General features: G+C 34.7%; 11 protein-coding genes. 3 read left to right on the forward strand and 8 right to left on the reverse strand.

Annotated features, from left to right (window positions below; all coding sequences use genetic code 11):
* Positions 1 to 75 precede the first annotated feature (75 nt).
* Both der and AC5ZCW_RS15280 read left to right on the forward strand, forming a co-directional pair.
* Entirely contained in the window at positions 76 to 1,386 is a 1,311-nt protein-coding gene (der, locus tag AC5ZCW_RS15275; protein ID WP_496120737.1) for a ribosome biogenesis GTPase Der, read from the forward strand.
* 156 nt (positions 1,387 to 1,542) lie between these two features.
* Positions 1,543 to 4,296, forward strand: coding sequence for an outer membrane beta-barrel protein (locus AC5ZCW_RS15280; RefSeq protein ID WP_343542804.1), 2,754 nt, complete (start codon positions 1,543 to 1,545; stop codon positions 4,294 to 4,296).
* Between the two features lie 126 nt (positions 4,297 to 4,422).
* Here the strand turns inward: AC5ZCW_RS15280 and AC5ZCW_RS15285 are convergent, their stop codons facing one another.
* The 8 genes from AC5ZCW_RS15285 to AC5ZCW_RS15320 all read right to left on the reverse strand — a co-directional run bounded on the left by AC5ZCW_RS15285 (position 4,423) and on the right by AC5ZCW_RS15320 (position 11,951).
* The gene (locus AC5ZCW_RS15285; RefSeq protein ID WP_496120738.1) at positions 4,423 to 5,166 is read right to left on the reverse strand and encodes a DUF2490 domain-containing protein; all 744 of its coding nucleotides are present in this window, start codon (positions 5,164 to 5,166) and stop codon (positions 4,423 to 4,425) included.
* Positions 5,167 to 5,310: 144 nt separating this feature from the next.
* Positions 5,311 to 7,857 carry a TonB-dependent receptor gene (locus AC5ZCW_RS15290; protein WP_496120739.1) on the reverse strand — a complete coding sequence of 849 codons (2,547 nt, stop codon included), beginning with the start codon at positions 7,855 to 7,857 and terminating at the stop codon, positions 5,311 to 5,313.
* 248 nt (positions 7,858 to 8,105) lie between these two features.
* Positions 8,106 to 8,519: an RrF2 family transcriptional regulator gene (locus tag AC5ZCW_RS15295; RefSeq protein WP_012023964.1), complete on the reverse strand. Its 414-nt coding sequence runs from the start codon at positions 8,517 to 8,519 to the stop codon at positions 8,106 to 8,108.
* Positions 8,520 to 8,612: 93 nt separating this feature from the next.
* Positions 8,613 to 9,446: a TPM domain-containing protein gene (locus AC5ZCW_RS15300; RefSeq protein ID WP_343542797.1), complete on the reverse strand. Its 834-nt coding sequence runs from the start codon at positions 9,444 to 9,446 to the stop codon at positions 8,613 to 8,615.
* A gap of 3 nt (positions 9,447 to 9,449) precedes the next feature.
* Positions 9,450 to 9,887: a TPM domain-containing protein gene (locus tag AC5ZCW_RS15305; protein ID WP_281631347.1), complete on the reverse strand. Its 438-nt coding sequence runs from the start codon at positions 9,885 to 9,887 to the stop codon at positions 9,450 to 9,452.
* Positions 9,888 to 9,973: 86 nt separating this feature from the next.
* Positions 9,974 to 10,558, reverse strand: coding sequence for a LemA family protein (locus tag AC5ZCW_RS15310; protein ID WP_111364205.1), 585 nt, complete (start codon positions 10,556 to 10,558; stop codon positions 9,974 to 9,976).
* A gap of 34 nt (positions 10,559 to 10,592) precedes the next feature.
* Positions 10,593 to 10,925, reverse strand: a complete 333-nt coding sequence (locus AC5ZCW_RS15315) for a MerR family transcriptional regulator (RefSeq protein ID WP_091492704.1) — start codon at positions 10,923 to 10,925, stop codon at positions 10,593 to 10,595.
* A 48-nt stretch (positions 10,926 to 10,973) separates the two neighbouring features.
* Positions 10,974 to 11,951 carry a M23 family metallopeptidase gene (locus AC5ZCW_RS15320; protein WP_281631348.1) on the reverse strand — a complete coding sequence of 326 codons (978 nt, stop codon included), beginning with the start codon at positions 11,949 to 11,951 and terminating at the stop codon, positions 10,974 to 10,976.
* A 277-nt stretch (positions 11,952 to 12,228) separates the two neighbouring features.
* Here AC5ZCW_RS15320 and alaS point away from each other — a divergent pair, with 277 nt between their 5' ends.
* Positions 12,229 to 14,868, forward strand: a complete 2,640-nt coding sequence (gene alaS, locus AC5ZCW_RS15325) for an alanine--tRNA ligase (RefSeq protein WP_496120740.1) — start codon at positions 12,229 to 12,231, stop codon at positions 14,866 to 14,868.
* The last annotated feature ends 21 nt before the right edge of the window (positions 14,869 to 14,889 follow it).

Genomic DNA, 14,889 nt, shown 5'->3' on the forward strand with positions numbered 1-14,889 from the left:
TTGGATTACAAGTGATTAGGTTTTTAAGAAGCTAAGAATCTGAGATCTAAAGTCTAAAATCTAAAATTCAATAAAATGAGTAATAACATTGTTGCGATAGTAGGAAGACCTAATGTGGGGAAATCTACCCTTTTTAATAGGCTGATACAAAGAAGAGAAGCTATTGTAGATTCAGTATCTGGGGTTACCCGTGATAGAAACTATGGTAAAAGCGAGTGGAACGGAAAAGAGTTTTCTGTCATTGATACCGGTGGATACGTACGCGGAAGCGATGACGTATTTGAAGGCGAAATCCGTAAACAAGTAGAACTTGCTATCGACGAAGCCGATGTTATTATTTTTGTGGTTGATGTTGAAGAAGGAATTACGCCAATGGATGAAACTGTTGCAAAATTGCTTCGTAAAGTAACAAAACCAGTTTTATTGGCTGTAAACAAAGTAGATAATGCAATGCGTGAAAAAGATGCAGTTGAGTTTTATAATCTTGGTTTAGGAGATTATTTCACATTTGCAAGTATTTCAGGAAGCGGAACAGGAGATTTATTAGATGCTTTAATCGAGGCTTTCCCAGAAAAACCAGAGGTTGAGGTTAAAGAAGATTTACCACGTTTTGCAGTTGTAGGACGTCCGAACGCAGGAAAATCTAGTTTTATCAACGCCTTAATTGGTAAAGACCGTTATATTGTAACCGATATTGCAGGAACAACTCGTGATGCTATTGATACAAAATTTGACCGTTTTGGTTTCGAATTTAATTTGGTTGACACTGCAGGAATTCGTCGTAAAGCAAAAGTAAAAGAAGATTTAGAGTTTTATTCTGTAATGCGTTCTGTACGTGCAATTGAACACGCTGATATCTGTATCTTAGTCATTGATGCAACACGTGGATTTGAAGGCCAGGATCAAAGTATTTTTTGGTTGGCAGAGAAAAACCGTAAAGGTGTTGTAATCTTGGTAAACAAATGGGACTTAGTAGAAAAAGACACCATGTCTACGCGTGATTACGAAGAGAAAATCAAAAAAGAATTGATGCCTTTTACAGATGTGCCAATTTTATTCGTTTCTGCTTTAACGAAACAACGTTTATTAAAAGCATTGGAAGCAACAGTTCAAGTTTACGAAAACAGAAAACAAAGAATTGCAACTTCAAAATTCAACGAGTATATGTTGAAAGTAATTGAAGCGTATCCGCCACCAGCAACAAAAGGAAAATATGTAAAGATTAAATATTGTATGCAATTGCCAACGCAAACACCTCAGTTTGTATTTTTTGCTAATATGCCTCAATATGTAAAAGAACCGTATAAAAGATATTTAGAAAATAAAATTCGAGAGAAATGGGATTTTGCAGGAGTTCCGATCGATATTTACATCAGAGAAAAATAAAAAAAGAATCCCCTCGAATAGGGGATTTTTTTATGTTTGGTGTCTAGATAATTAAAGGATCAATTTTTTATTGGCATTATATTTGAATAAATGTAAAAAATACAATTAAACCTTTTGCGTTTTTTTAAGTCTTATTGATCTAACTAACCTAATTTTATGACCAGAATTTATTCATTACTATTGTTTTTAGCCTTTGCATATTCGGCAAATGCCCAAAACAATATCGTTATTAAAGGAACTGTGGTTGATATCAACTCGCAGCTTCCGTTAGAACTCGCCACCGTTTATTTTACAGCAGTAAAAGATTCAACTATTATTGAATATGCTACAACAGATAAAAACGGAAATTTTATTATCAATACTAAAAAGTATGATAAGCCGGTTTTCTTAAAAGTAAATTATACGGGATACCAAGCTTATTTTGAAGAACAAAAAGGACTTACAGAAAGTAAAGACTTTGGTAAATTGTACATGCTTGAAAATGCCAATGTTTTAAATGAAGTGGTAATTAAAAGTGAAGCACCGCCAATTACCATTAAAAAAGACACTCTTGAATTTAATGCTGGTTCTTATAAAGTTCGCCCAGATGCAAATGTGGAGACTTTATTGAAGCAATTGCCCGGCTTTGATGTCGATAATACAGGAAAAATTACGGTAAATGGGCGAGAAGTCAATCAGGTTTTAGTCAACGGCAAAGCATTTTTTGACAAAGATGGAGCTATTGCCATTAAAAACCTTCCGGCTGATATTATTAAAAAAGTTCAAGTTTCTGATTTTAAAACCAAAAAAGAAGAGCTGGCTAAGCAAGAATCGACTTCAGATTATTCGAGCATAAATATCACAATTGACGAAAAGAAAAATAAAGGCTACTTCGGTAAAGTTCTAGGCGGATATGGTTCGGATGAACGCTATGAAAGCAGTTTAATGATGAACTTTTTCAAAAACAAACAGAAAATAAGTGTATTAGCTTCGGCCAATAATATTAACTCAACCGGATTTGCTATGGATGAGGTTTTTGATAATATGGGAGGCGGAAGAAATGCAAAAGGTGGCAGTCAAGGCGCTGGCAGTGGAGGAAAAGGAATTACGCAGTCTACTCTTGCGGGAATTAATTATTCTGATGACTGGACAAAAGATTTGGAGTTCATGAGCAGCTACAATTTTACAAACGCGGTGACTAAAAACGAAAGCAAATCGAATCAGCTTAGTTTTTTACCGACAGGAAATATTTTAACTGAAGCAGATTCTAAAACTAGAAATGAAAATACAGGGAACAAAGTTAATTTTGAGTTAGAATACAAAATCAATCCTACTATGCAGATTGTTTTTGCTCCTAAATTGAATTTATCAGAATCAAATAGCAATTCTTCGTCCTCGACTTCCTCTGAAAATGAAAATGGTGATGCATTGAACGAAAGTACGGCAACATCACATACTGAAAGTTCTAATACGAGTTTCGCTAACAGTATTAATTTCAACAAAACTTTTAAAAAGCAATCGCGAAATTTAAGTGTAGTTTTTAATAACAATAACACTAAAAATGATTCAAACGGAATCAATATTTCGGAGACTATTTTTTATCAGGACAATAAACCAAACGACGAAAGAAATCAGAATGCAAAAAATACATCAAAAAGTGATGCTTATTCGCTTGACTTAGAATATACAGAGCCTGTAACAGATTCGCTAAGATTACGTTTTGGAACCGATTTTGATTGGCAAAGTTCGATGAACGATCAAAAGACATTTAATTTTGATGATGCTTCGCAGGAATATTCAGATTTAAACTTATCGTTGACGAATTATACCACATCGAAGCAAAATTCGATTACGCCAAAAGTGGGTATTACTTGGCAGAAAAGTAAATTTACGCTGAATGTGAATTCGAGAACATCAATTGTGGAGTTTGATAATCATTCTTTTTATTTAAATCAAGCTACAGATTTGAATAAAAGATATATGCTGCCTTACGGAACAGCACAGCTTCGATACAAATTCAACCGCTCTAAAAACTTAACTTTCAAATATGATTATTCTAATGCGCTTCCGTCGGCAACGCAATTAATGCCAGTTGCAGATTTGAACAATCCATTGAATAGTGTAATAGGAAATCCAAATCTAAATCCGATTGAAAAAAACACTGCAGGTATCGATTTTAAAAACTTTGATTTTAGAACGCGCTCTGGCTATAGTTTATTTCTTAAAGGAGATTATTATAATAATGATATTGTTTCTACTTCGATTTATGACGATAGCGGAAAAAGAAATACGACTTATGTAAATATTTCAGGAACGTATTCGGCTTCACTTGGAGGAAACTGGAATCAGCAAATTAAAAAAGATGCACATACCTTAAGATACGGTTTGCGTTTAAGCGGTAATTATAATTTTGACAAAGGGTTTACAAATGCTGTTATGTATTATGCCAAATCGGTTGTAGTAACGCCAAGTGTTTATGCTTCTTATGATTACGGAGAAGTGCTTTCGATTGCGCCATCTTATAGTTTATCATACAACGAAACTCGATATGAAAACTATTCAAGAGATGCGACTTCAAACGTGATTCACAGAATTAATTTGCAGACAACTTCTTATTGGCCAGCCAATTTAATCTTCGGAAATGATTTCGGATACACTTATAATTCTAATATCTCAGACGATTTCAAGAAGGATTTCTTTCTTTGGAATACGAGTTTATCGTACGGATTTCTAGATAAAAAATTATATGCTAAAGTGAAAGTGTATGATGTTTTAAATCAGAATCAAAGTGCAACAAGAACTATTTCGCCAACTTCGATACGAGATGAAGAAAATACAGTTTTAAAACGTTATGTAATGTTTTCTTTAGCTTATAAAATTGGAAATTTCGCCGAAAGCAAAAAAGGAGGAAGGAGACAGAGGGGATCTTGATTTTTAGGTTCTAAGATGCTAAGGTTCTAAGGAGCAAAGGTTCAAAGGTTGCAAAAAATGCCTGTCAAATTTAATTTGATAGGCATTTTTTGTATAACTCATAACTCATAACTCATAACTCATAACTCATAACTTTTTCCGATTAATCCTATGATAAACCGTAAATCTGATAATATCGCGATCGTAGAAATCTACACCGCTTGCTCGTCTTTGAAAGTTCTTTAAATAACCCAATTCTAAACCAAGATTTGGATTGAAATGATAACGCAAAGCAACGTAAAAACGGTTTTGATCGAAAGTATTTCTTCGGTTGTCTTTTCCGAAATTGAATAAGACTTCATCAGAAATGGTTCCTTTTATGCTTCTTCCTTCTTTTTCCCAAAGAGTAAACATTGATTGTAATCGGTATCTGAATCTGTAAGCAAATGAGAATTCATCTAAAAGTCCGTTTTTGTCTGCTTTTTGAATGAAGCGCTCTTCGAGCTGAAAACGATTATGAAAAGTTATTTTGGCAATATCATTTATTAAAGTAACATCTTGCTGTGCACGATATTCGGGAATAGAAAAATCAGGATCAATGTTTGGATTCTGAGTATTGACACTAAAAAAAGCAAATCCAGCACCCAAATCTACCATTTTAGTTGCTCTGTAACGAGCTTGAGATCTTATAACAAAAAGATTTTCGTGAACAGGATTTACAAAGCTTCGATTATCAAATTCAGAATGGAGAGCCCATTTTTCGGATAATGGAAAAATATTATAGTATCGAATCCAGGTCAAAGTCTGCTGGTCGATATTTCTTTGGTTTTGCCCTGTAATTACTTGGCACACAAAGATGGTGATAAAAAATAATCGAAAAGATTTGTTCAAAAACTATAAATTCAGGCTGCGAATTTATACAAATGATCTTATTTCTTTCTATTTTAAAATTTGTTTTGAAGTTTTTTTTGTGAAATAAAAAAGGGACACATTCAAAAATGTATCCCTTCTTAATACTAAAACTAACTAACCACCTTACAGCGAGTACTTAAATGTAACTCCGTAAGTTCTTTGATCACCAAGAACTCCAGCATATTGTCCTGAGTTACCACCTGCAGGCAATAATTGCTCATAGTAATCTTTATTTAAAAGGTTTCTTCCCCAAATCTGAATAGATAAACCTTGCGAAGCGCGGAAACCTAAACGAGCATTAAAGATTGCATAACCTTGTACTACTAAATATTTTGAAGCCGAAGGGCTTGAAGAAAATTCAGAACGGGCATATCCATCAGCAGCAAAGAAGATTTTTCCAGCATTACCAAAGAATCTTGCATTGTCTGAAAGTTCACCTCCAAGAGAACCAGCCCATCTTGAAGCACCTGGCAACTCAGTTCCCGAAACATCTTTGAAGGCAACTGGCGCTCCAGTTTCTTCTAATGGAAGTGGCGCATTTGTAAATTTCACATATTTACCATCTGTATAAGTTGCAGCACCATTAATAGTTAAGTGTGAGCTAATGACAAAACTTGCATCCAATTCTGCACCCCTTACACGCACTTTATCTGCATTCGCAAGATAACCACGGTTTACACCCAATTCAGCTGCTTGAACGTTAGTTTGGAAATCTTTGATATCAGTATTAAAGAATGTTAAGTTGAAAATTGAGTTTTTGAACGGAGAAGTTTTAACTCCAACCTCATAATGATTTACTTTTTCTGGCTTAACCACTGCAAGTTCTGTCATTGGTTGTCCAGCTGCATTTGTTGGAAGTCCAGCTACGTTAACTCCAACAGGCTTATAGCTTTTTGCGTAAGTTGCATAAACATTGATTTTATCAGATGCTTTATACGTAAGCGTTAAGTTTCCAGAAAAATCTGTATTGTCTGTATTAGAATCAAATGCTTGATCTGAGTAAACCGATTTTTTTAAAGCCAATAAGGCAGGATCTGTAGTTTGAAGACCTCCGTAAGTTTTACGAGAATAACTTGCATCTTTTTTATCAAAATTATATCTCAAGCCTGGTAAAATATGGAATCTCTCTGTAATAGCCCAATCAAGCTGTCCGAATACTGCGGCACTAGAAGCTCTAATTCTTGCATCAGTTTTAATTCCGTAGCCTTCAAAAAGACCTGGAGTTTTCCACAACGGACTCGTTGTACTTTGAGAAAATCTCCATTGTGCATTTCCAGACTCTTCAGTACCATCTGTCTGAGAAGTTTGATCAATAAAGAATACTCCACCAACACCACTAATTTTTGATGTCAATTGTCCAGCATAACGAACCTCTTGTGTAATCTGAGTTTGTCTTGTTGGATTCTGAGATTTAGCTAAAACTTGTAATCCTGTAAAATCTCTATCATTTGATGGATCCCAATTCCAGAAACGCCAAGCTGTTGTAGAAGTAAGGGTTCCGCCTCCAATTTTTGTATCAATGTTTAATGAAACTCCTCCTAAATCTTGTCCAGAACGCCAAGGAGTATCATGATCTATTTTACGATCAAAAGCATTTAAACTTGGCAATTGGTAATTTAAATCTTTAATAATAGCATCAAACTGACGGTATGCAGCTCTCTGAGTAGGAGCAACACCAGCAACAACCTGCGCATATCCGTCAGGACGCTGTGTTGTAAGATCTCCTGCAAAAGTAATGTTTGTGTTTTCAGTAGGAGTCCATAATAATTGCCCTCTAAAACCTTGATTGTTCAAAGTGTTCGTTGGTCTTCCTGTTACGATATTGTCAATTAAACCGTCACGTTGTGTTCCTGAGAAAGATAAACGACCTGCAACTTTTTTTCCTAATGCTCCTGTGATAGAGGCTTTAGCTTGTAAAAAAGCATAATTACCATAACTCAATTCAAAATCGGCACCAGTTGTAAAACTTGGTTTGCGAGATGTAATATTGAAAGCTCCAGAAGTTGTGTTTTTTCCAAATAAAGAACCTTGCGGACCACGTAATACCTCAATTTGTTCTACATCGATAAAATCTAAAGTAGTAGCTGCAGGACGTGCATAGTAAACACCATCTACATAGAAACCAACTCCAGGGTCGATACCGTCATTTGTAAGTCCGAATGGAGAACCTAAGCTTCTAATGTTGATTCCGGTATTTCTAGGGTTAGAAGAATACAATTGTACAGAAGGAACCAATTCTTTGATACGGTTTACATTAAACGCTCCAGCTGCTTCAGCTTGTTTTCCTGTAACAACAGAAACGGCAATTGGCACATCTTGTACTTTTTCAATTCTTCTTCTAGAGGAAACAACTACTTCGACAAGTTTGTTTTCTTCACGTAAAGTAACCAATATTGGCGAAGCTGGGATAGAAGTAATTTCAAGTTCGGCAGTATTGTAGCCAATATATTGAACTAAAAGTGTAACAGGTAATTTTCCCTGTGATTCTATTGCAAAGCGCCCTTCAGAATCTGTAATAGCGCTAAAAGTTGTTCCTTTAATTACCACATTGGCTGCTTCTAAAGGAATATTTTGATCTGTAGTTACAACCCCTTCAATTTTTTGAGCAAATGAGATTGAGAACGTTAAAACGGCAAGTATTGTAAAGATATTTTTTATAGATGTTTTCATTTTTATATTAAGTATATGTGATTAGTAGAATTTAAAATTAAATTTTTTTTACCAACACATACACATCATAGATGAAACAGCATTCAGGGTTGTGAAATTATAATTATGTTTTTTTTGCAAAAGATTTTGTCCACCTGATTTACTAGAATGTACTTTCATGAGTTAAAATTTTGTAAATGATTAGTTAATTATTTTTGGCAAATATATAATTAATTCTATCGATTTACTAGACTTTAGAAAATATTTTTTTATTTTTTTACCAATGAAGCGATTGTGATGCCTTCCATAGCCTTCAAAGTTTTATCTCTAATTAGCATCAAACCGTGACGCAGACTGCATTCAGACTCGGTTTTACAATCAGAACAAGGCTCGTAAAAATTTAAAGAAGCACATGGCAAAAGTGCAATTGCACCGTCAAATAATCGGTGAATTTCTGCCAGCGTAATGTCATTTTTAGATTTTATCAGATAATATCCGCCAAATTTTCCTTGCTTACTGCTCACAAAACGTCCTCGTTTTAGATCTAAAAGAATCTGTTCTAAAAACTTTTTAGGAATGTTAGCGCCATCAGCAATTTCTACCGTTCTAGAAATGTGATTTTCGTCTTGTTCTGCTAAATAAAGTAAGGCCTTAAGGGCGTATTTTGCTTTATGTGATAACATCTATTAATAAATTGTAAAATGTAAATGTATGATTTTTTAAGATTGAAACCTAAACTTGAAACTTGAAACAAAGAAAATTAGAACCAGAATAAATTACCAGCCTCCGCTAGATCCTCCGCCAGAGAAACCTCCACCGCCAAATCCGCCGCCGAAACCTCCGCCTCCGCCGAAACCACCACCAGATGATCCTCCGCCGAAACCTCCAAATCCGCCACTGCTTCTTCCAAGATTACTTAAAATAATAGCGTCAAGCAGACTAGGACCACCACCGCCATTGTTACCAGAATTTCCTCCTCCGCCTCTTTTATTTCGAGAAAGTAAAATTAAAACAATTACAACAATTACGATAAATGGTAGAAAAGGGAAATCTTGTCCTTTTGCTTGTTTTCGTTCGCCTTTAAATTTTCCTTTAAAAACATCAATAATAGCATCAGTTCCTTTATCAAGGCCGTTGTAGAAACTTCCTGCTTTAAACTCAGGGATGATAATATTTCTGATGATTGTTCCTCCAATTCCCGCCGTCAAACGATCTTCAAGTCCGTATCCAGGATTAATTGCAATCTTTTTTTCGTTTTTGGCCAAAAGGATTACCACTCCATTATCATCTTCTTTGGTTCCTCCAATTCCCCAAGTTTGTCCCCATTTTGTAGCTAACTGACTTACATCTTCTCCTTTTAAACTTTCAATCGTAATAATTACAATTTGAGTGGTAGTCGAATCGGAGTAGCGAATTAGTTTTTCTTCTAATTGGGCTTTTTCAGTAGAGCTTAAAATGTTGGCATAATCGTAAACAGAAGTCTGAAAACTAGGTTTTGGCGGAATCTCAAATTGCGCAAAAATAGTATTGCTGATAAATAATGCGATAAACAAAAGAGTAATCTGAAAAATTCTATTAGAATTTGAGATTTTAATTTGGAAATTTTTCATTATTTATCCTTTTGAGATTTCGTTAGATAATTCGTTGACATCATCTTCCTGAGAAGGAAAATATTTTTTGAGCTGTTCTCCAGCATTTAAGATGCCGTCAACAATTCCTTGTTTAAAATTGCCGGCTTTAAAATGGTTTACCATGATGTCTTTAGTGCAATCCCAAAAATCGTTGGATACGACATCATTAATTCCTTTATCGCCGCAAATCACAAAATTTTTGTCTTCAACTGCAAAATAGAGCAATACACCATTTTTCAATTTAGTTTCATCCATTCGCAATTCATGAAAAACTTCTAAAGCCCTATCAAAATGGACTTTAGAAGTTGTTTTTTCTATATGTACTCTAATTTCGCCAGAAGTATTATTTTCGGCCATGCGAATAGCTTCAACAATTTCGTGTTCTTCTTCTTTGGTTAAAAAATCTTCTACTTTTGACATGGAAATTATTTTAGAGTTTAGATCGTAGATTTTAGATTGCAGATTATATCTGAAATCTAAAATCGTTAATCAAAAATATTAAATCTTTAGAATTTTACTTCAACTGGTTTATCAGCTCCAGTAGATGCTTCAAAGTATGGTTTTTCTTTGTATTCGCTCAAGAACCATTTGTTAGGAATAGACAAGATATAACCGTTGTAAACTTGTACCGCTTCGTTAAAACGAGTTCTAGCTGTTAAAATCTGGTTTTCAGTACTTGCCAATTCGTCTTGCAGTTTCAAGAAGTTTTCGTTTGCTTTTAAAGTTGGATATTGCTCAACAGAAACCAATAATCTTGATAATGATGAACTTACGCCACTTTGAGCTTGATTGAATGCTGCTAATTGTTCTGGAGTTACATTACTAGGATCAATTGTTACCGAAGTAGCTTTTGCACGAGCTTCGATTACTGCTGTTAAAGTTCCTTTTTCAAAGTCAGCGGCACCTTTTACAGTGTTTACTAAATTCCCGATAAGATCATTACGTCTTTGGTAAGCCGTTTGAACATTTCCCCATTCTTTATTTACAGCCTGACTGTGTTGCAAAGCAGTATTTTTAATACCAATCGACCAAAATGCGATAATAGCAATAAGTGCTACAATAATTCCTACAGGGATTAACCACTTTTTCATATTTGTTTTGATTTAAGTTTATTTCTATTTTTAATTACAATTCGTTTTTAATGTCGTTCAGCTGCGTTTTTATCGACTCTAATTTACGTATTATTTCGAATTTATCTAACGTTTTCTTCTGACCCTCTTTTAAGTGTATTTTCGCGCCTTCAAGCGTAAAACCTCTTTCTTTTACTAAATGATAGATTAATTGAAGATTGGTAATATCTTCGGGAGTGAACATCCTGTTTCCTTTTGCATTTTTTTTAGGTTTTAGAATATCAAATTCGCTGTCCCAAAATCGTATCAAAGAGGCATTGACATTAAAAGCTTTGGCTACTTCGCCAATACTGTAATATCTTTTGTCTTTAGAAAGTTCAATATGCATGGTTCGTTTTTTTCTATTTTTATTTCAAAAATAGTATTTTTTGTACTATTAATCTAATGATTGATTTTCTTGATTTGCCATTTGTGAAATTGCCACATATTCGACAGCCGAAATATTTCCATAATAAAAATTCAGCGGATTCACTACTTTTCCGTCTTTATGCACTTCGTAGTGACAATGCGGACCTTCAGATCTTCCTGTGCTTCCAACATATCCAATCACATCACCACGTTTTACTCTTTGCCCCGGACGACAGTTGTATTTGCTTAAATGGGCATACAGGCTTTCATATCCAAAACCATGCCTGATCACAATATGGTTCCCATATCCAGACGCAGTGTTGTCAGCTCTTTCTACAACGCCATCTCCTGTTGCGTAAATTGGAGCTCCTGTATTGGCCGTGAAATCCATTCCGTTATGCATTTTTCTCACTTTCGTGAAAGGGTCAATGCGATAACCAAAACCTGACGCGACACGTTTCAAATTTTCATTTCGAACTGGCTGAATGGCAGGAATGGCTAATAATAAATTTTCTTTAGCTCCAGCTAATTTTAAAATCTCATCTAAAGATTTAGACTGAATTGCCAACTGCTTCGATAGTTTGTCCACTCTTTTTGTTGCATTTAAAACCAATTGAGAATTGTTATATCCTTCTAGAGCTTTGTATTTGTCAGAACTTCTAAAACCAGCTTTTCGAATCGAATCTGGAATTTCAGCTTTGTTAAAATATACGCGATAAATATTATTGTCACGTTCTTCTAATGCCTCTGCGGCATCATCAATTTCGTCCAGTTTTTTATTTAAAATAGAATACTGAAGTTTTAAATTTTCAATTTCGCGTGCCTGTAAACGATCTTTTGGAGTTTCGAAATAAGGGGTGTTAATTAAAAGAACAAAAACTAAAAAACCAAACAGTGCCGATGCCAGTAAAAACAGTAATGCGTAACCTATTTTTATTCTTTTTCTGGTTTTTATTTTTGTATAAGCCAGATTTTCTGGGTCGTAATAATATTTTACTTTCGCCATATTTTAAAATACGCTATTTTTGCACCTTGTAAAATAGGTTAGTCGAATAAAACTGCTAAATGTTTCAGTTATTCGATACTTTTTTTACCAGGATTAATGATTAGATATTGGGGCTATTTTATCATTAGATAATGCGCAAAATAGGCAATTTATTGTTTAAAATATAAGTTTTTTAATTTCATTATAAAAAACTTAACGTATCATCAAATGAATAAATTAGCTAATCATCTAGTTATCAAATTGACACATTAAATTGACACATTTTTCTAATTTAAATATGAAATCACAAGACGTACGTAAACAATTTTTAGATTTTTTTGAGAGTAAAGGGCATACTATTGTTCCTTCAGCTCCTATTGTTCTTAAAGACGACCCAACCCTAATGTTCAATAACTCGGGGATGGCCCAGTTTAAAGAATTTTTCTTAGGAAACGGAACTCCAAAAAGTCCAAGAATAGCCGATACACAAAAATGTCTTCGTGTTTCAGGAAAACACAACGATCTTGAAGAAGTAGGTATTGACACGTACCACCATACAATGTTCGAAATGTTAGGAAACTGGTCTTTTGGTGATTACTTTAAAAAAGAAGCAATCAACTGGGCTTGGGAACTATTGACAGAAGTTTATAAAATTCCAAAAGAGAATCTTTATGTTTCTGTTTTTGAAGGAAGTAAAGAAGATAACGTTCCGTTTGATCAAGAAGCTTGGGATATCTGGAAAACATTAATCGATGAGGACAGAATTATTCTTGGAAATAAAAAAGATAATTTCTGGGAAATGGGAGATCAAGGACCATGCGGACCTTGTTCTGAAATTCACGTTGATTTACGTTCTGAAGAAGAAAAAGCTTTAAAACCAGGTAAAGAAGAAGTAAATAATGATCACCCGCAAGTAGTTGAAATCTGGAACAACGTATTCATGGAATTCAACCGTAAAGCTGATGGTTCGTTAGAAAAACTTCCTGCACAACACGTAGATACGGGAATGGGATTTGAGCGTTTGTGTATGGCATTACAAGGAAAAACATCAAACTATGATACTGATGTTTTCATGCCCTTAATTAGAGAAATCGAAACAATTACAGGCGCAAAATATACAACTAATGATGTAACAGGCATTAGTGAAGAACAAAATAAAATGAATATCGCGATTCGTGTAGTTGCAGATCACGTTCGTGCTGTAGCTTTTGCTATCGCTGACGGACAATTGCCATCTAACACAGGTGCAGGATATGTAATTCGTAGAATTTTACGTCGTGCTATCCGTTACGGATTTACTTTCTTAAATACGAAAGAACCATTTATCTATAAATTGGTTGAAACTTTAAGCGAGCAGATGGGAGATTCTTTCCCAGAAATCAGAACGCAGAAAGCACTTTGTTCTAATGTAATTCGTGAAGAAGAAAACTCATTCCTAAAAACTTTAGATCAGGGATTGATTCTTTTAGATGCTGTAATTTTAAATAACAACGGAGATACTGTTGATGGTAAAAAAGCATTTGAATTGTATGATACTTATGGATTCCCGATTGATTTAACCGCTTTGATTCTTTCTGAAAGAGGATATAAATTGGACGAAGAAGGATTCCAGGAACAATTGCAATTGCAAAAAGAAAGATCTCGTGCAGCGTCTAAAGTAACTGCTGGTGACTGGAATGTGCTTGTAGAAGATGATATTCAGGAATTTGTAGGATATGACAGATTATCTCAGCAAGTAAAAATTACTAAATACCGTAGAGTTGAAAGTGCAAAAGATGGTGAGATTTTCCAATTAGTTTTCAATGCTACCCCATTTTATGGAGAAAGTGGAGGACAAACTGGAGATAAAGGATATTTAGAAGCTCAAAACGGTGATATCGTTTACATTATCGATACGAAAAAAGAAAATAACCAAACGATACATTTAGCAAAATCGTTACCAGAAAACCTTACAGGTACTTTTAGTGCTGTTGTTGATGCAAATCAGAGAGCTAAAACTTCCTCAAATCACTCGGCTACGCACTTGTTGCACCAAGCTTTACGTAAGATTTTAGGAACTCATATTGAGCAAAAAGGTTCGATGGTAAGAAATGCTTCATTGCGCTTTGACTTTTCTCACTTCGCTAAAGTAACTGATGAAGAATTGATTGAAGTAGAAAATTTCGTAAATGCAAGGATTCGTGAGAGTTTGCCATTAATCGAAAAAAGAGCTATTCCGAAAGAGCAGGCACTTGAAGATGGTGCAATTGCTTTATTTGGAGAGAAATACGGAGATTTAGTTCGTACCATTAAATTTGGAGATTCTGTTGAATTATGTGGAGGAACTCACGTTGCTAATACATCTGATATCTGGCACTTTAAAATTGTTTCAGAAGGTGCAGTTGCAGCTGGAATCAGAAGGATTGAAGCAATTACTAGTGAAGCAGCAAAAGAATATTTTGAATCGCAAGCGGTTTCTTTAAGTGAAATTAAAGAAGCTCTTAAAAATGCTCAAGATCCAGTAAAATCAATCTTGGCATTACAAGACGAAAATGCTCAGTTGAAAAAACAATTGGAAGCTTTATTAAAAGATAAAGCTAAAAATATGAAAGCTGATTTGGCTAAAGAATTGCAAGAAATCAATGGCGTTCAATTTTTAGCAAAACAGGTAGACTTAAATCCAGAAGGAGCTAAAGATTTAGCTTACGAATTGGGTGGTTCTTATAATAATTTATTTGTAGTTTTCGCTACAGCTCACGAAGGAAAACCAATGTTAACGTGTTACATTTCTAAAGAAATCGTAGCAGCCAAAAACCTAAACGCAGGACAAGTTGTTCGCGAATTAGGTAAATACATCCAAGGTGGAGGAGGAGGACAGCCTTTCTTCGCGACTGCAGGAGGTAAAAATGTTGATGGAATTGGGGAAGCTTTAGCTAAGGCGGTTGATTTCGTGAAGTAATAAAGATGCTAAGGTTCTAAG

This window comes from Flavobacterium sp. PLA-DH12, assembly GCF_059511845.1.